We start from the raw sequence: 18228 nt of genomic DNA on the forward strand, positions 1-18228 counted from the left end.
TTTTCTCTTCTCCTCTCATAAACAAGGGTATGTAATAATTATGGTGACTTTTCATTTGAAGCAACCATAAAAATGCCATTGCGGCATTTCTCTCCCGAGAGCTCCATTGGTGCGTTTTATTTTGACGCAATGCGTAAAAATGCCATTGCGGCGTTTCTCTCCCGAGAGCTTCTTCGGTGCGTTTTATTTTGACGCAATGCGGTCCGTGTGCAGCACCGGAGGCATGACTGCCTTTGCGCTTGTCTTTCCGCCTCACAGATGGTATGCTGAGGGCGGTTCCGGGACAGCCGGGCCGCCACACGTGGCAACACTCAGACAGACACATGAACGCTATTCCCAATGTACTGGCCGGGCGCTACGCCTCCGATGCCATGAAGTCCATCTGGTCCGCCGAGGGCCGCATCGTGCTCGAGCGCGAGTTCTGGATCGCCGTCATGAAGGCGCAGAAGGATCTCGGGCTCGATATTCCGCAGGAGGCGATCGACGCCTATGAGGCCGTCAAGTCGCAGGTGAATATCGAGTCGATCAACGAGCGCGAGCGCATCACGCGCCACGACGTCAAGGCTCGCATTGAGGAGTTTTGCGATCTCGCCGGCTACCAGCACATCCACAAGGGGATGACGAGCCGCGACCTGACGGAGAACGTCGAACAGCTTCAAATCTGGCGCGCGATGCACATCATCCGCGACAAGGCCGTCGCCGTGCTCGATCGCATGGCTGCACATGCGGCTCAGTGGCGAGACCTCGTGTTTGCGGCGCGCACGCACAACGTCGCCGCGCAGGCGACCACCATGGGCAAGCGCGTCGCCATGTTCGGCGAGGAGATCGTGCACTGGGCCTGGGCTTGGGTCAGCATGATGGAGCGCTACCGCGTGCGCGGCCTCAAGGGTGCCGTGGGTACGCAGCTCGACCAGCTTTCGCTCTTCGGCAAAAATGAGCAAGCGGTGCTGGAGCTCGAAGAGCGCGTCTGCGCCCACCTCGGCATCGGCAGCAAATGGACGAACGTCGGGCAGGTCTATCCCCGCTCGCTCGATTTTGAGATTATTTCCGGGCTCGTGGGTCTGTCCAGCGGGCCGAGCAGCTTCTGCAAAACGTGGCGCCTCATGGTCGGTCACGAGCTGGCGACGGAGGGCTTCGCGAAGGGGCAGACGGGCTCGAGCGCGATGCCGCACAAGATGAATCCGCGCTCCTGCGAGCGCATCAACGGCTTCCACGCGATTCTCAAGGGGCACCTCGCCATGATCGGCGGCATCATCGGCGACCAGTGGAATGAGGGCGATGTCTCCTGCTCGGTGGTGCGCCGCTGCGTGCTGCCCGATGCCTTCCTGGCGGCCGACGGGCTGATGGAGACCTTCCTGACGGTGCTCGACCAGATGGGCGTCTACGAGCCCGTGATCCGCACCGAGCTCAACCGCTACCTGCCCTTCCTGATGACCACCACCATCATGATGGCGGCCGTGAAGCGCGGCGTGGGGCGCGAAGAGGCGCACGAAGTCATCAAGGAGCACGCGGTGGCCGTGTCGAATGATTTGCGCAACGGGCGCATCTCTTCCAATGACTTGCTCGACCGCCTCGGGGCGGATCCGCGCTTGAAGCTCAGCCGCGAGGAGATCCGTCAGATCTACGACGCCAATGCCGGAGACACGGGCATGGCCGGGCGCCAAGTCGATGCCTTCATCGCGATGGTGCGAGAACTCTCCGAGCGCTACCCGGACGGAGTCGGCTACAAGCCGGGGGCCATTCTCTAAGCTGCGCCGATGTTGTCATGAGCTCTCAGCCTGAACAGGTCCTGTTTGAGAACGAAGCGTACCGCCTCACTTCGCGCCGGATGACGCAGCCGGGGCTTGAGGCCCTCATCCCGAGCCCGGATCGCTTGGTCATTACCCGGGGGGATGAGAGGCGCGAGCTGCATCTGCCGCAGCCGCCCGCGGGCAGCCCGTCCTACAAGGGCACCCTGCCGGTGCTGGAGGCGATGTACAATCTCGCGGCGCACGAGCTGCAGCAGGATATCTCGCACGAGGGGCTCTTGCGGGCCGGAGCTAATTGGCCGACGGTCTGGACGCGCGATATTGCGTACGCCGCGGCGCTGGGCGCAGCGCTGCTCGAACCGGAGGCCTGCCGCGCCAGTCTCGAATCCCGCGTCCGCGACGGCGTTGTCATGCAGGATACGGGCACGGGCGGCGGCTGGCCCGTCTCGACGGATCGCGTGATTTGGGCGATGGGTGCGTGGTCTCTCGATACGCGCCTCGGCGACCGCGAGTGGCTCGCATGGGCGGCGGACGTCCTCATCCGCACCATGGAGCAGGACGAGCGCTTCATGAACGCTCGGAGCCCGCTGCACAAGGGCGAAACGAGTTTCCTCGACTGGCGCGACCAGAGCTACCCGGACTGGATGACCCCGGCCAACATCGGCGAGACCTACGCCTTCGGCACCAATGTGGTGCACTGCATCAGCCGCATCATTCTCGCCAAGATGCTCCGCACGCTGGGGCGCAAGGACGAGGCCCAGCGCTATGCCCTCGAGGCGGCGAATCTGCGCGAGGCCATCAACAAGACCTTCTGGAGCCGCGCGAATCAGGCCTACGGCATCTTCAGCACGGTGGACGGTTTCCTCGATGAGCATACGGATGCGCTGGCGACGGCGCTGGCGGTCATGTCCGGGTTGGCGGGGGATCACGCGGGGCAGGCGCTCGCGCATCTGCCGCGCTCGCCCTGGGGCACGCCCGTGTTCAGCCCGTACAAGGCCAACAAGGAGGCCTCGTACCACAACCGCGCCGTGTGGCCCTTCGTCGAGGCCTACGTGCTGCTGGCTCATGCCGAGATGTCGAATTCGGAGGGCTGCGCCTTTTCGCTGGCTTCTCTGCTGCGCGCGGCGATGGCTTTCGGCACGAACAAGGAGAATCTGCACGCGCAGACGGGCGAGGCGGCGGATACGCTGCTCAACTCGGATCGCCAGCTCTGGAGCGTGACCGGGATGCTCGGCGCGTTCTACTACGGTCTCTTCGGGCTGCGCCGCGAGGGCGACAGCATCACCTTCGCTCCCTGCGTCCCGCGCAACTTCCGGGGCAGCCACTGGCTGACGAACCTGAAGATTCGCGACATGGTGCTCGATATCCACCTCAAAGGCTTCGGCAACTCCGTCTGCCAAGTCAGCATCAACGGGAAGATGGGCGCACCGCTGCTGCCGCTGGATTCCAAGGGGCACTACCTGCTGGAGTTCGAGCTGCTGCCGTCGGAAGATGAGGAAGAGGACACGGGGCATCACCCGGTGGCGAAGGATGATTTGCCGGAGCCTGAATGGGATGCGCCGACCGGCTCGCTGCTGCGCTGGAAACCCGTGCCGGGAGCGTCGCGCTATTCGCTCTTCCGCAACGGCACGGCCTTCGCCTGCACGGGAGAAAACACCTGCAGCTACCCCATCAAGCCGGCCCTGCACTACGATGTGTACCGCGTGCAGGCCGAGAGTGCCGAGCAGATCTCCGGGCTCAGCAAGCCCTACTGCTGCTCGGCGCCCGGTGCGCGACAGGTCATTCAGCCCTACCGCATCGGCGAAGAGGCCGAGTACCGCATCGAGCACGAACAGGCTTGGCTCGATACGCGCCCCTGCACCTCTCGCCTCGATTACGAAGACGTCAGCCTCGCGTCGGGCACCTACCTCGTGCGCGTCTTTTACTGCAACGCCACGGCCTCCCTGCGCGACGGCGACACCTGCGCCATCCGCCAGCTCTATGTGGACGGCAAGCCGGAGGCTCTCATCGCCATGCCGCATAACACGGAAGGCGGTCACTGGGAAGATTACACCTACTCCGCCGGCATCCTCCTGAGCATCAAGAGCGGGCGCCACCGCTTCTCGCTGCGCTACAACGAGCGCTGCCTCAATGCCAACGGTGAAATCAACCAGTGCATGGTGCGCCACATCGAGCTCATACACGTGCGCTGAGAGACCCGCGCTGAGCCTCCCGCGCTCGAACACCCCGGCGCATTGCCGCGCCACAACGGAAAGGCCGCCGCCCCGAGCACTCGGAGGCGGCGGCCTTTCCGTCTTCCCGTTTTGTCAGGGGGAGAGCCTCTCTTCGAACGCCTGCCGCCGTCCGACGGCCCCGCAGCGGACGCCTGCTCGGCTCGATTGACCCGCTTGGCTCGCTCCGCCCGCTCAGCTTGCCCTCCGCCCGCGCGGCTCAAACCATGGGTCGCACGGGAATACCGCGAGCGGCGAAATAAGCCTTGGCCTGCGCCACCGTGTATTCGCCGAAGTGAAAAATCGAAGCGGCCAGCACGGCATCCGCCTTCCCCTCGCGGAGCACCTGCACCATGTGGTCGAGATTGCCCGCGCCGCCGCTGGCAATCACGGGAATGCGCACGGCCTCGCTCACGCGGCGCGTCAGTTCGATATCATAGCCGTTTTTCGAGCCGTCCGCATCCATACTCGTCAACAGAATCTCGCCCGCGCCTCGGCGCTCCGCCTCGCGGGCCCACTCAATCGCATCGAGCTCCGTCATGTTGCGCCCGCCGTGCGTCGACACGCGCCACTGCCCCTCGCCGAAGCGCTTGGCGTCAATGGCCACCACGATGCACTGGCTGCCGAAGGCATCCGCCCCCTCGCTGATGAGCTCGGGGCGGCGAATCGCCGCCGTGTTCACCGAAACCTTGTCCGCACCGGCATGGAGCATGCGGCGCATATCCTCCACCGTGCGAATACCGCCGCCCACCGTCAGCGGCATGAAACACTGCGCCGCCGTGCGACGCACCACATCCTCCATCGTATCGCGGCCGTCGCTGCTCGCCGTAATATCGAGAAACACCAGCTCATCGGCCTGCTGACGGTCATAGGCAATCGCGCACTCCACGGGATCTCCCGCATCGCGCAAATTCACAAAATGCGTACCCTTGACCACGCGGCCATTCGTCACATCCAGACAGGGGATAATTCGTTTTGCAAGCACGCCACCATCATACAGAACCGCGCCGCAAAGTCAATCACCGATGCCGCCATCCTCCGCCGCCCGGCGGCCTCCCGCGAACAAAAAATCACCCCGATCAGCCAATTTTCAAAAAGAGGGGTGACAAAAAGCAGCCCGAACCGTATATTATAATGGCATGGGCGAGTCCCGATGTACCCGCGGCTCCCCCGAGCCTCGGCAAGACCCCGCCGACGCTCCGCCCCTTCCCTCCATCACCTCACAATCCCCCCCCACACACTCAACCCCGTACCTTCCCCCCCCTGACCGTATGAAAACAGCCCTTTCCCGCAACATCTGCATGCTCGCCCTGCTCAGCGGCGGCATCGGCGGCGGCGGCGCAAGCGCCGACACCCTCAGCAACAACTACCGCTGCGTCACCATCCAATTCAGCGAACCCGTCGTCAGCCTCACCACCGTCCAAAACAGCAGAAACCCCGAACGGAGCGACAGCGACCGCGGACTCGACCTCTTCACCATCACCGGCGACCCCGCCCACCGCCCCGAAGCCTGCTGGGAAGACCAGGATTACCTCGTCATCACCTACCCGCTCGGCAGCGACAGCCGCACCGAATACCGCCTCCAATTCAAACCCGGCACCCAATACCTCAGCAAACGGCCGCTGCAACAAAGCGACTACAGCTTCACCCGCCCCTCCGAAGGCAGCCTGAGCGCCATGCAGCTCGAAGGCACACCCGACTCGCTGCTCGTCACCGCCGACCTCCTCGATGTCTGGCGAAACGCCGGATGGAGCCGCGAACTCATCGACTTCAGCGCCGAAAGCCCCGTCACCTACAGCTTCCATGAAGTCAAGACGGACGAGAAAGGACGCCGCAGCTACGGCCGCGAAATCCCCGCCACCGCCCGCCCCGCCACCCTGAGCGACGGCTTCTCCTCGACCGCCGGGCGACTGCTGAGCCTGCGCGGCTTCGACAAATGGGTCGAGCTCACCCCGCAGAGCATCCTGCCCGGGCAAGTCGTCGTCACCCCGCAGACCCCGCTGGACGCCGCCTGCAAGTGGGAACTGCGCGCCACCGCCCCCGCCCAATCCGGCATCCTGCGCATGCAGCGCCTCTACACCGACTTCAACCCCAAAGCCGAACTGCTCAGCAGCGTCAGCCAAAACTTCAACAACGGGCAGCGCGAAATCACCGTCACATACAGCGCCCCCATCTCAGCCGCCGACGTCCCGCAACTCTTCCGCAGCCTCGAACTGAGCATCGGCGGGCAAAAAGCCACCCTGAGCCCCGACGGCAACACCTGGACCATCACCACCGGCGACAATCGCCGATACAAGCTCAGCCTCGCGCGCACCAACCCGCGCGAGCAACGGATACACATCGACCGCAGCCTCCCGCGCGAAGCGCAAAACAAACTCGGCCCCGTCGCCAACGATGAAATCCAGTACACCGAACCCGACTGCGCCGAAGGCTACACCCTCAGCGTGAGCGGAGACAGCGCCCCCGTCACCATCGACCTCAGCCTGCCCCCCGGCGCCAAAGCCAAACGCGGCCTCGCGCAGCAACAGCGCCACACCCACCGCCTCACCCTCAACCCCGCCTGGCCCGACCTCGCGCAAAACGGCGCCCCGGCCCTCCTGCCGCTGAAAGGAGAACACAAACTGCGCTTCACCGCGCGCAACAGCGACAGCCTCACCGTCACCGCCCGCCGCTGGGAGCCCGAAGCCGCCGCCGTCCGATACCCCCTGCTGCGCAGCAACCTCCGCAACACGCGCGAGCAGCAGCAGTTCAGCTACCTCTTGAGCCTCGTCGCGAAACGCGCCGAACAAGGCCTCCAAACCCGGTACAACATCACCTGGCTCACCCAAGCCGCCGGCAAACGCCCCGCCGTCTACCGTGAAACTGCCATCGCCGACGCCACCGTCTACCCCGAGCAGCACATCAGCACCGGCTGCAGCGACGCCGCCTGCGACAGCAAAGAAATCGTCCTCGACCTCGACCAACTCACCGGCGGTGACAGCCGCCCCGGCCTCTACCTCATCACCATCAAGAGCCGCCCCACCGCCCCCGTCCGCCAAGCCCTGACCGACCTCGGCCTGAGCGAAAACACCCTTGACTTCGAAGCCGACTACCTCGTCCAGCTCAGCGACCTCATGCCCATCAGCGGCAGCGGCGCCATCGTCCTGACCCGGCGCAGCGACGGCAGCCCCCTGCCCAAAGGCAACATCCGCTTCTTCAACAGACCCGACACCCAAGCCGACAACAGCCCGCAGCGCCCCCGCCCGCTCATCGGGCGAGCCTCCGCGCCGCGCCCTGATCAGCAGCCCGTCCTGCTGACCGAAAGCACCCCCGCCATCCCCGTCACAAACGGCGTCGCCCTCACCGAAAACAGCGCTGAACTCATGCTCGCCACCGCCGGCGACGACTACATCATCATCGAAGGCTACGGCAGCCCGAGATACATCGACGGCCGGAGCGATGCCGACGGCTACAGCCCCACCCGGTGCAACATCCTCGACCGCCCCATCTACCGCCCCGGTGAAATCGTCCGCCTGCACAGCATCCTGCGCCGCAGCGACAACAACACCAACGCCAAACTGCCCGGCGTCAGCAGCGCCACACTCACCGTCCGGCGCCCCAACGGCGAAGTCCTCCTCACCCGCACCGTCGCCATCAACGAATACGGCGCCTTTGACACCGAATTCACCCTTCCCACGGGCGACGAAGACATCACCGGCAACTACCTCGTCAACATCATCACCCCCGACCGAGCCTTCTCCTACCGAGAAAGCATCCCCTGCCAAATCTTCCGCCGCGACAGCATGGAAGGCAAAATCAGCCTCGACATCAAAACCGTCTCACCTGACGAAGCCGCCATCACCGTCAAAGCCCGAGACCTCAACGGCGCCGGCCTCGAAGGCACCCGCGTCACCCTCACCCACACCGACGTCAAAGCCCCCGTCCCCACCGACGACGAACGTCTGATCAAGGTTCAAGACCTCAACACCCCCTTCTGCCCCACCTACAACCCCATCGACAGCACCGAGCTCACCCTCACCCTCGATGAGCAGGGCAGCGCCACCCACAAAGTCAAACTGCCCGCCCTCGGCAACAATGCCGCCGGCATCAGCTTCGTCGCCAACGCCACCCTCACCAACGACCGCGAAGAAAACCTCATCCTCGACGCACAGGTGCAGAACATCCGCCCGGGCGAATTCTACTACACCCTCAACGGCAACATCCTCACCCTGCGCAACAGCGAGAATGACAAAATCCTCGACAAAGACCAAAGCGTCTGCGTCCGGATCCTCAGCACCGAGCAGCAAGAAAGCACCCACCCCAACGGCATCATCATCATCAAACCCGTCACCCGCTGCCTCAGCGAAAGCAACATCACCATCCCCGCCCACTGTGAAAAAGGCGTCACCATCGACATCCCCGAAGCGGATCCGAACAACTCTCGCTTCCTCAACATCTGCCTGAGCGCCAAAGACAGCCAAGGGCGCGAACTCACCTGCACGCAGCCCTACTTCGGCCCCCACCGCATCTACCCCGGCAACAACAACATCACCCGCGTTGACGCCGAATGCAACAACGGCCAAATCAGCCTCAGCGGCACCTTTGAAGCCGACGGCACCGCCATCGCCATCATGGGCATCGGCGACAAAATCAGACCCTCCCTCCTCGACCTCAAAGCCGGGCGCCAAACCGTCACCCTGCCCGTCACCCCCGAAGACTGCGGCAACATCCAAATCACCGTCTTCCAGATGAGGCCCAACGAAAGCGGCAGCTACGAACGCCCCGGCGGCATCACCGCCGACTGCAACATCCCCTGCACCGCCAAAGCCCTCACCATCGCACTCGACCTGCCGAAAACCCCCAGCCTGCCCGGCAGCAGCATCAAACTCAGCGGCCGCGTCACCGATGCCGCCGGAGCCCCCGTTGACGCCGAAGTCACCTTCTACGCCGTCGACGCCGGCATGCTCTCCCTGAGCCCCTACCGAGAACCCGACCCCCTCAGCATCTTCTGCCGCGCACAGGGCCGCAGCTACACCCCCATCCCCCTGCTGCCGAGCAACAGCGCCCCCCTGCCGCAGCCCCTGCATCCCGGCATCCGCATTGACACAGAGCAACAGCAACTCATCAACGCCATGCCCGGCCTCTGGCTCGGCGACCTCATCGAAGGCCCCGCCTGCATCCCCTCCCTCGACACACGCGTCCTCACCCGCGGCCTCCGCAGCCGACGAGCCGCAGACGGAGTCTTCTACGCCGGCTGCACCGCTGAAAGCTGCAACGACGCCGTGTGCGATGGCGCAGACCTGTGCGCCGCCTCTGCCCCCATGGGCGCCCCCGTCCCCGTAGCCGAAGAAAGCGGCGTCCTCAGGCAGGCAGCCCCCGTCGCCTCCAAAGCCGCGATGAAAGCCGCCAACGGCAGTGCCGGCAGCGGCCCAGCACCGCGCCTGCGCAGCAACTTCGTCCCCACCGCCTTCTGGCAGGGCTCCCTGCGCACCGACGCCGACGGCCGCTTCAGCACCGAAGTCACCCTGCCTGACACCCTCACCACCTACCGCGTCTTCGCCGTCGCCGTCGATCGCAGCGGCGGGAAATTCGGCAGCGCCAAAGGCGACTTCATCGTCAACCAACCCGTCATGCTCACCCCGGGCACCCCGCTCTTCATGAGCCTCGGCGACACCCTGCGCCTGCCCGTCACCATCACCAACAACACCGACCAAGAAGACAGCTGGGAAGTCACCCTCAGCAGCGCAGCCGGCCCGCAGAGCATCCGCCTCGGCGCCCGCAAAACCGGCACCCTCTACTTTGACGTCATCGCCGAGAAAGAAGGCGAAAACATCCTCACCTGGACCGCGCGAGCCGCCGGCAGCAGCGATGCCGTCGAAGGGCGCTTCCCCGTGCGCTTCCCCGCACCCGTCCTCAAAGAAAGCCACCGCCTCGTCCTCAGCCCCGGGCAAGCCCCCATCGCCGTCGCGAAACTCCTCGCGCCCGAACTGGCCACCTCCACCCGCGGCAGCCTGACCATCGAAGCCTCGGCCAACCCCCTGCTGCACCTCGCCGGCTGCGCCGAATACGTCCTGGGCTACCCCTACGGCTGCACCGAGCAAACCGCCAGCGGCCTCATGCCCTACCTGCTCTACAAACGCCTCGCCCCCTTCTCACCGAAGATGGCTGAAACCCCCGAAGAAGAAGTCGAGCGCACCGTCAACGACACCATCGCCCAACTCCTCCGCAGGCAGCAGCCCGACGGCGGCCTCGGCTACTGGAGCGACAGCCGTGAATCCTGCCTCTGGGCCAGCGCCCACGCCGGCCTCATCTTCACCATCGCCGCCGAAAACGGCTACGACATCCCCCGCGAGCCCATGGAAAAACTGCGCCGTTACCTGCGCCGCGAACTCGAAGCCGACACCAAGCGCCCCGACAATAAAAAACTCCTCGGCTCCCTGGCCCGCTACTCCATCGCCCGCTGCCTCGGCGACGAACAACTCATGGCGCAAGCCATCAGCGAAGCCGCCGGCTACAAACCCGACCAACCCATCGTCGGCTGGCGCAACCGCGCCCTGCCCGACCTGAGCTTCATCGCCGCCCTCAAGCGCGACCCCGTCAACCGCCACAGCGCCTTCCTGCGCTGGATGCGCTCACGCGGCCATGACTACCGCCACAACACCACCTGGCAGAGCAGCTGGACCCTCATCGCCCTCGCCGAATACCTCAGACTCGAACCCGCCGAAAGCGCCCCCGCGCGCCTCACCCTCGGCAACGGACAAACACTCACCCTCGGCAACGGCAGCACCGGCATCAGCCCCGAAAACCCCGGCCGCAACCTCGGCGACATCAGCACCACCCTCAGCTCCGCTGAAGGCAGCGTCTACGTCACCATCAAAGCCAAAGCCCTGCCCGAAACCCGCGAATACCCCGGCCTGACCGAAAAAGGACTCCAAGTCACCCGCCTCTACGAAAAGAAAGGCGAAGACGGCGTCTGGAGACCCGCCACGGAATTTGCCGTCGGTGACATCGTACGCGTCACCCTGACCTGCGCCAAAGTTGCGGATGAACTCGAATACTTCGTCCTTGAAGACTACCTGCCCTCGTGCATGGAAGCCATCAACCCGAACATCCCGAGCCAAGCCGCCGGGCTCGAACCCATGCCCTGGAGCATGTGGTTTGACCACCGCGAATACCTCCCCGAACGCGTCCGCGGCTTCTGCACCCGCTGGGCAGGGCGCGACCTACTCAACATGCGCTACTACGCCCGCGTCAAACGCGCCGGCAGCTGCACCGCACCCCCGGCCGAAGCCCAGCTCATGTACGAACCCCAGACCTACGGCCTCTCCGAAAACGTTCGCATCATCAGCAAATAAACCCGCAGACGGCAGAGTGCGCCTCTGCCGCAACGCAAGACCGGCAGCCCCGAAAAGGCCGCCGGTCTTTCTGCGCCCTCACCCCTTGCGAACCGCCACCCGCCGTCGCACCGCAGCACGCCCCACCGGCTGTTCCGCAAGACGCGCACAAAAAACCGCCGGCAGGAGCACTCAACACCCAACGGCGATCTGAGGAGCTAAAAGAAATCGCTATGCGAAAGAGCAAACACATGCCCTCCCCTACCCAGCTCAGATACCCCTCAATCCTCATCCGTCAAAAGACCGAGAAGCATCAGCACAAGGGTCACCATGCCCTGAGCAACCGTTCCAAGCGCCCGATAGTTTTACCGAGCCACTCCGCGCCATGAGCCTCTGCCTCTTTGTACCACTGGAGAGCCTCTCTCAGCATAGCTTGATCCTTCGAGACTCTGTACCATGACTCATAAATCCGACCCAGATCCTCGGCAACGAAAGACTGCACACTTCCACCGGACTGATAATATTCCTTCTTGCAATCCTCGACAGCTTTTTCATAGTACTGCCTTTTCAGATAAGAAGGCGACGCTTCCGCCGCGTTCCAGTAAGCGTTTCCGGCACTTCTCCATGAATGAGCCTTCTCATACCACTTAGCGGCCTGCAAATAATCACCATCACACTCATACTTGTACGCCAACTCGTTCGCGCATCGCTGGTTTCCCTGCGCAGCATACTTTCTGATCACCTTCCACGCCTCATTCTCATCCTTTGACTGAAGCCAGCCCTCGCCCGTCCTATACGACATCGCCATCTTATACGCGGCATCCTCAGAACCGAAGCAGTGCATAACGTAGTAAATCGGAGGCGGATAGAGGATGTACACCATAAAGCCTATGACCCATATGTAAATAGCCAAGGAGTACCAAGGCAGTATCTTTTCATCTAAGAAATCACGGAAACCACCACCGACTGTCGTCCGCGCAGGAGGCGACGCAGGAGGCGACGCAGGAGGCGACACAGGCGATGTGACACGAGGAGCGCTTGCTTTTCTGGCTCTGGGTTTGGATTTGGGATGCCGAGCCTTGGATTTCGTCGGTTTGACCGCCGCAGCACTTTTCGCCTTTCTGAACACGTAGATGTAAAATAACTTCTCATCACAAACCGGGCAGCGAAACGATCCGCCGTTTGCGGACGCAGGATCGGCACTCTCGACGATGGACCCGCAGGCAGAACACACCAAGCGCAGCCCCTTCAGCGACGCAGCATCCACCACCGAGCCCGAGGCACTGTACTCATCCCAATCCGCGTTTTGGGGATGGCGTAAATATACCGTATCGGCGAGAGCCGTCGGCAAAAGATGAACGACTGAATATTGCTTCATACTAGCAATAAAATAATAAACAAAAAACTAAACCTTACTATCCGATGCAGCTGATGCAATGCGTGCCGGACGCTGACTCCGCACGGCAAACTGCGTCGAGCAAGACTCTCGGAACTCGCGCTTCGCGGCCGGCACGCATTCGGGCACACCTCATACCTTCTCCACGAGCACCACCTTCTCTCTCTCATCGACCCCGCTCACCCGGACGCGGTCCCCGACTTTCAGGAAACGACCGGAAGCACTGCGAGCCTTTACGATCAAATCAAGGCCCTTATCCGTCGTCAAACGCACATCGCAGGACGACTGATTCAGGTCATTAGACACCCTTTCCACAACACCGTACATACCCTGCAGAATGCTCCCGGACACCTGGCGAGTCACCAAAACGTCTCCATTCTGCACGACCTTCACCTCAATAAGCACGTTGACCGTATTCTCCGACTGATGCACATGGAGCTCCTCAGTATGATTGACAATCACATGCTGGTCCACCGTGAGCTGCGGATTCGTTATGAAATTGATGACCACATTCGACGAATGATGACTTTGCCCCATGACCCCGATACCGAACACGCCGACGCAACCGATCACGGCCGTCAGCCAGCTCTGCCGGAAAGCCCCGAAAATCACGCGCAAGAGAATGACAACCCACAAAACCGGACCGAAGAAGAATCCACCCACCACACATCCGGCCAAAAACCAACATCCCCCCACTATCGACAAACCGATCATGGCCAACCAGTACGGTGAAGTCAAGAAACAGAAGGCCGCACCGCCGATTCCCCAATACAAAAAGAAATTTCCGAAAGATCCCATGTTATAATAAACTATTCCCCCCAACAGGCAATAGCCCATTACCACCAACGCTACGATGAGCCTCAGCGGTGACAGGAATGAATTGAAATTCATGATGATCAGGAATATCGCCAAGTACGTCGCATATGCGATCCAGTTCATGAGAGGCAGTCCGCAAAAGACAGATATATCAGGCATGATAGAAATGAATTATTGTTAAGTATTTATGATCGGATGTAACAGCATCACCTAGAAGGGGCATTCCCCGCATCTCTCCGAATGGACAAGCCGAGGGCGTCATCGTGCGCCGAGAAGCAATCGTCACCTACCCGGCCTCCCGATGAAGATCGCCTTCATCGACTTCACCCTGCTCACGCTCGTGGACAAGCGCAAAGCCGGATTTCGTGAGCGCGTCTTGCCTCAGTGATGCCTAAGTTTCTCCTCAATCCCTATTTGTCAAAAGCCCCAGCAACGTCAGCAAGAAAATGATCGGGATGGCGACAACCCCAACCACAACAAGCCCCAGCGTCACGGTCAGAAGCGTCACAATCGCACCCAGCGAACCGAGCATACCCATGATACTGCTCCACGTCCAAATATACCTGTAAAACGCCGCAAAAGCCGGAAAGCCCAAGTACACCCAGATCGTCAAGAAGGCATACCCGAGCGCACACGGCGCAGCAAGGCCACTGTCAATATTCGTGACAGCTACCGCCAGACAGCCTGCAGCCAGCAGGCACTTCACCAATCGACCGATTCGTATCTCTTTCATTGTGTTTGTTTTTGTTTTGGAAAAAATGAAGAACATGCCATACTCCCCCAAGACCACTCATCACCTCCCATAAAGCTCCTGCTTTATGCTGTCCCGTCTCGCGGAATCATACCCGTGACTGGAGGCCTTTTCGTACCAGAGGAGAGCATTTTCCAACAAGCTGCGATCATAATCCCCCTTCACATCGTACAACGACTCATAAATAGAACCGACTTTATACGCTGCCTCCCCCTTTTCTGATAACGATTCCGGATCATTGTAGGCCTTCCTTCCCACATCAACAGCCTTGCGATAATACTCTTGCTTCATGAAATCCGACGAACACTTTTCTGCCGATTTAATATATGCATCACGCGCATCGCTCCAGCTTTGGGCTTTCTCATACCACGCTGCAGCCTGCGCGGCATCACCCTTAAGGCTGCAACGGATGGCCAACGCTTCCGCGCAGCTCGCATCACCCTTAGCCGCATACTTTTCCATTACCTTCCACCCCTCATACGCATCCTCTGACTGGAGCCAACCCTCTCCATTAATATAGGAGCGCGCCATCTCATACGCGGCATCCTCAAAGCCCAAGAGATACTTAATGTAGTACTTCGGGGGCGGGTATAATATGGTACATAAGCTCCAGAAACAGTAGCATACGACGAGCAAAAATCCTACCAAATAAAAAAAATCCTCCATACTCAAACCGTCCTTGGGATAAGCACTACTGGGCACCGGCGCCGGAGATGAAGGTGGCACCGCATAGACAGGCCGCACCGGAGACGGCGTTGGTGTTGTGAAACGAGGAGCGCTTGTGGCTCCGGGTTTGGATTTGGGATGCCGAGCCTTGGATTTCGTCGGTTTGACCGCCGCAGCACTTTTCGCCTTGCTGAACACGTAGACGTAAAATAACTTCTCATCACAAACCGGGCAGCGAAACGATCCGCCGCTTGAAGACGCCGAGTCGACACTCTCGACGATAGACCCGCAAGCAGAACACTCCAAGCGCAGACCCTTCAGCGACGCAGCATCCACCACCGTGCCGGTGGCATTGTACTCGTCCCAATCCGCGCTTTGGGGATGGCGTAAATATACCGTATCGGCGAGAGCCGCCGACGAAAGATGAATCACTGAATATTGCTTCATACAACCGAAAAAAAGAAACTACTTTTAGCATCAAATCGCTGCTACACCCTCATCATGACACATACTCCACGACTAAAACCATCGCCAGTCTCCCGCTGGCGCGCCCCCGCAAACAGAGCCTGTCGCCATGATGAAGCTCAGCCTCTCCCGACAAGAGGCTTCCGTTAAGGAGCGTTTCATTGGGAGCCTCGCGAGATCCGACGACAAAACATGCGTTCCCACGCCACTCAAACTCAAACTGAACGTAGTCCGCATATCTCCCCTCGGATGAAACCTTCATCAACACCGGGCGTCCCACACGCAGGACCGTCATACCGCGGCGCACTCGAACCTGCTGCGGCAAGTCTCCGGAGAGCAACAACAAGGACGGAGAATCAGGAGGAGCAACCCTTTGCTCAACCTCTTCCCACGCCTCTGCTGCATCAACGCAACCGCAGCAACGACACTCGCGCATCGGCAGGGGCATCAGGGAACCACACAGGGGGCATCGATAGCAAATCATAACGCAAAAATAGTTTATATTTTATCCCGCGGCTGTTCTCTGCAGAGGAGACCGAGGGCTCTCGGTACTAATCACCTCTCTTCATGGAGCTGCCGGTCATGTAAAGGGCAACCCCAGCCAGAACAACATAACGTATATTCTCATGGGTAAGATAACGTGAGATCTCATGGGGACTACCAAGGGAAATAAATAAAGCCGAAATATATAACAATGCACCGACAACCTTCAGGATGCTTCCTACAAGGCAGCATGCAAAGTCGGGGTGGTAACCTTCATTGCCGCAGCGCACATACGTATATTCGCAAGGCTTGATTTTTCTCCTTGCCACAACAAACTTTTCCTCCCCGCAATCCGGACAGGGCAGAATGCCCTTGTCCGGTAGACATTCATCCGCACGTTCTATCACACTGCCGCGATACGCGCACTTCACCAGAAGATCGTGATACGACGAAGCATCGAACGACTCCGACGCATCGGCAACGGTCTCCCATTCCGCATTCTTCGGATGCCGCAAGAACTCTTGCGAGGCCAGTGATGACTGGGGCAAGAAACGAATGGTCATCTCGTGGAGCATCAATTCCATAAACCGACTCAAGAGGCTTGATTCTTACCTGTCAAACGGGAAGCGGAAGAGGGAGATAGCTTCACCCTTGCACCAGCGAGCGGCCACGGCTTCACCGGTTACCGCCCTGTCACGCATCATGGCATTGATTGTCAGCACGCCGCAATTTTCCTGCAAACAATTGAACTCGCTGGTTCCTCGCGCGGGGTTGAACGCAGGGTCATAGCTGTAAAGCTTGAATCCGCCCTCCTCGTGATCGTGCCCGCGAATGATAAAGGTGATGGCACGGTGCGTCAACCGGTAGTGCAAACGGCGATAGTTGTTCACATCCTGCACCCCCATCTGGCAGCCATGGGTCGAACGATTGGGAATTTTGCGCGGTCCGCGCTCAACCAGTCGTATCCAGGTAAAATCGCTCATCCACCCCTCCTGCATATCGCCGGGCAGAGACTCAATGAGGGGCGCATCCTCTGCAACACAACCGGCCTCACAACGGCTCAGCGCAGCCTTCTGCAAATCCGTATGAGGCACGCCACCATGGGTGAAAAGAATCGTTGCGCTCGGGCACTCGGATAACACATGAGTTAACTCACCCATGCAGGGGCAAATACGCCCCAGCTCTACCACGGCAGCGCCGAGAGTCTGAGCTTCGTGCTCGTAGCCTTCCGCAATCAGCCCGTTGAGGCGTTCCGCCGTCTCTGCGGGGTCGACCGAAGACAAGAACGCAGCCTTGCCCTCATCATAGCGCAGAGCACAGTCGTGATTACCGCGCATCACCATAAGCGTCAGCCGCGACGCATGCTCATCCTGCTCCATGAGCAGTTGCTGAACAAAGGCCAGCACGGCGAAATCCTCCTCGCCGCGATCGATGAGATCCCCCAGCAGAATCAACACGTGTCGATCATGCTCGGCATCGCACTCCGACTCCTGCTTGATGTAGGCGTAAATGCGAGCCAAGGACTCCAAATCGCCGTGCACATCGCCGACGAACCAATAACAAACTCGAGGCTCAGCCGTTAACAGTACGGACTTGCCGACAGGCTTCTCTGCTGCCCATTTTTGGAATTTGGCGGCAATATCCACCTGCCGGTGGAATAACCTGCACTCTTTTATGCGTTGGCGGTTTGCGGGCAGAGCCAGCAAAGCACTAAGCTCATCGCGATCGGGAAAACGCAAGACCGTTTCCTCCCCCTCGTTGACGGGGACATCGCGAGACGGCACCATGTAAAAGGAGGGCACCGGCCTGCTCAGCACGGGATCCAGCGGACGTGCGGTGAATTCCTCCCAATTCACCGGCTTCGTATCCCTCTCGCTCACCGGAACCGTGCGCGACTCTCCCCCCCGGCCGCCCTCGGCACCACCCGAGTTACCGCGATGAACCGAAGTGGACTCACCTCCGGTCCTCCCGCGGCCCTGGCCCGCCCCTTCGACGCCACCGTCCTCGCCGTCCTCGCCGTCCTTGCCGTCCTTGCCGTCCTTGCCGTCCTCGCTGACCTCGCCGTCCTTGCCACCTGTCCGCTCTCCTGTATCGGGTGTGCTTCCTAATCCCATACGGTACCCTCTGCTATACAAAATGACTAACATGATTACCAAAACAGCCGCACTACAATAAAGTATGCCGAGCCAGTCTCTTACAGACCGCTCGGAGCCCGGCAGCTCCTGAACACCACCCGTCACTCTATACGGGTCATGAACGACATGCTCATCAGATGCCCCCCCTTTGGCCGACTCACGCAATCCGAACTTCGAGCTAGACATCGGTGCGGGTTGATGCTCTCCGCTCAAAGGCTCGGGGGGAACAATCACCAAACGAACAT

General features: G+C 60.9%; 11 protein-coding genes. 3 read left to right on the top strand and 8 right to left on the bottom strand.

Annotation, left to right across the window (positions count from 1 at the left end; translation table 11 throughout):
• The coding region (locus AC6UAL_RS08780; protein ID WP_500683004.1) for a hypothetical protein at positions 1-256 on the bottom strand (256 nt) is incomplete at its 3' end.
• Between the two features lie 67 nt (positions 257-323).
• Here AC6UAL_RS08780 and purB point away from each other — a divergent pair.
• Together purB and AC6UAL_RS08790 are read left to right on the top strand one after the other, a co-directional pair.
• Complete coding sequence (purB, locus tag AC6UAL_RS08785) at positions 324-1748, top strand: adenylosuccinate lyase (RefSeq protein ID WP_500683005.1); 1425 nt, start codon at positions 324-326, stop codon at positions 1746-1748.
• Between the two features lie 17 nt (positions 1749-1765).
• Complete coding sequence (locus AC6UAL_RS08790; RefSeq protein WP_500683006.1) at positions 1766-3940, top strand: alpha-L-rhamnosidase-related protein; 2175 nt, start codon at positions 1766-1768, stop codon at positions 3938-3940.
• 238 nt (positions 3941-4178) lie between these two features.
• Here the strand turns inward: AC6UAL_RS08790 and hisF are convergent, their stop codons facing one another.
• Positions 4179-4943: an imidazole glycerol phosphate synthase subunit HisF gene (hisF, locus tag AC6UAL_RS08795; protein WP_500683007.1), complete on the bottom strand. Its 765-nt coding sequence runs from the start codon at positions 4941-4943 to the stop codon at positions 4179-4181.
• Positions 4944-5229: 286 nt separating this feature from the next.
• On the opposite strand from hisF, the gene AC6UAL_RS08800 reads away from it, so the two are divergent.
• The gene (locus AC6UAL_RS08800) at positions 5230-11292 is read left to right on the top strand and encodes an alpha-2-macroglobulin family protein (RefSeq protein ID WP_500683008.1); all 6063 of its coding nucleotides are present in this window, start codon (positions 5230-5232) and stop codon (positions 11290-11292) included.
• A 304-nt stretch (positions 11293-11596) separates the two neighbouring features.
• Here AC6UAL_RS08800 and AC6UAL_RS08805 read toward each other — a convergent pair whose 3' ends face one another.
• The 6 genes from AC6UAL_RS08805 to AC6UAL_RS08830 form a co-directional block, all read right to left on the bottom strand.
• Positions 11597-12649 (bottom strand): SEL1-like repeat protein, encoded by a 1053-nt coding sequence (locus AC6UAL_RS08805; protein WP_500683009.1) that lies wholly within the window; start codon positions 12647-12649, stop codon positions 11597-11599.
• A 150-nt stretch (positions 12650-12799) separates the two neighbouring features.
• On the bottom strand, positions 12800-13606 hold the full coding sequence (locus tag AC6UAL_RS08810) for a hypothetical protein (RefSeq protein ID WP_500683010.1): 807 nt from the start codon (positions 13604-13606) through the stop codon (positions 12800-12802).
• 280 nt (positions 13607-13886) lie between these two features.
• A complete protein-coding gene (locus AC6UAL_RS08815; protein ID WP_500683011.1) occupies positions 13887-14252 on the bottom strand; it encodes a hypothetical protein in 366 nt (121 codons plus the stop codon).
• Positions 14253-14276: 24 nt separating this feature from the next.
• Positions 14277-15347, bottom strand: a complete 1071-nt coding sequence (locus AC6UAL_RS08820) for an SEL1-like repeat protein (protein WP_500683012.1) — start codon at positions 15345-15347, stop codon at positions 14277-14279.
• Between the two features lie 569 nt (positions 15348-15916).
• Entirely contained in the window at positions 15917-16432 is a 516-nt protein-coding gene (locus AC6UAL_RS08825; protein WP_500683013.1) for a hypothetical protein, read from the bottom strand.
• Between the two features lie 24 nt (positions 16433-16456).
• Complete coding sequence (locus AC6UAL_RS08830; protein WP_500683014.1) at positions 16457-17962, bottom strand: metallophosphoesterase; 1506 nt, start codon at positions 17960-17962, stop codon at positions 16457-16459.
• Positions 17963-18228 lie beyond the last annotated feature (266 nt).

Origin of the sequence: Candidatus Parakkermansia intestinigallinarum (assembly GCF_944389695.1) — a bacterium.
GTDB classification, from domain to species: Bacteria; Verrucomicrobiota; Verrucomicrobiia; order Verrucomicrobiales; family Akkermansiaceae; genus Akkermansia; species Akkermansia intestinigallinarum.

Bases quoted from the DNA above. Each gene is read 5' to 3' on its own strand.
- purB (WP_500683005.1), top strand. From the start codon at position 324: ATGAACGCTATTCCCAATGTACTGGCCGGGCGCTACGCCTCCGATGCC.
- AC6UAL_RS08790 (WP_500683006.1), top strand. From the start codon at position 1,766: ATGAGCTCTCAGCCTGAACAGGTCCTGTTTGAGAACGAAGCGTACCGC.
- AC6UAL_RS08800 (WP_500683008.1), top strand. From the start codon at position 5,230: ATGAAAACAGCCCTTTCCCGCAACATCTGCATGCTCGCCCTGCTCAGC.
- AC6UAL_RS08805 (WP_500683009.1), bottom strand. From the start codon at position 12,649: ATGAAGCAATATTCAGTCGTTCATCTTTTGCCGACGGCTCTCGCCGAT.
- AC6UAL_RS08810 (WP_500683010.1), bottom strand. From the start codon at position 13,606: ATGAACTGGATCGCATATGCGACGTACTTGGCGATATTCCTGATCATC.
- AC6UAL_RS08815 (WP_500683011.1), bottom strand. From the start codon at position 14,252: ATGTTCTTCATTTTTTCCAAAACAAAAACAAACACAATGAAAGAGATA.
- AC6UAL_RS08820 (WP_500683012.1), bottom strand. From the start codon at position 15,347: ATGAAGCAATATTCAGTGATTCATCTTTCGTCGGCGGCTCTCGCCGAT.
- AC6UAL_RS08825 (WP_500683013.1), bottom strand. From the start codon at position 16,432: ATGGAATTGATGCTCCACGAGATGACCATTCGTTTCTTGCCCCAGTCA.
- AC6UAL_RS08830 (WP_500683014.1), bottom strand. From the start codon at position 17,962: ATGGGATTAGGAAGCACACCCGATACAGGAGAGCGGACAGGTGGCAAG.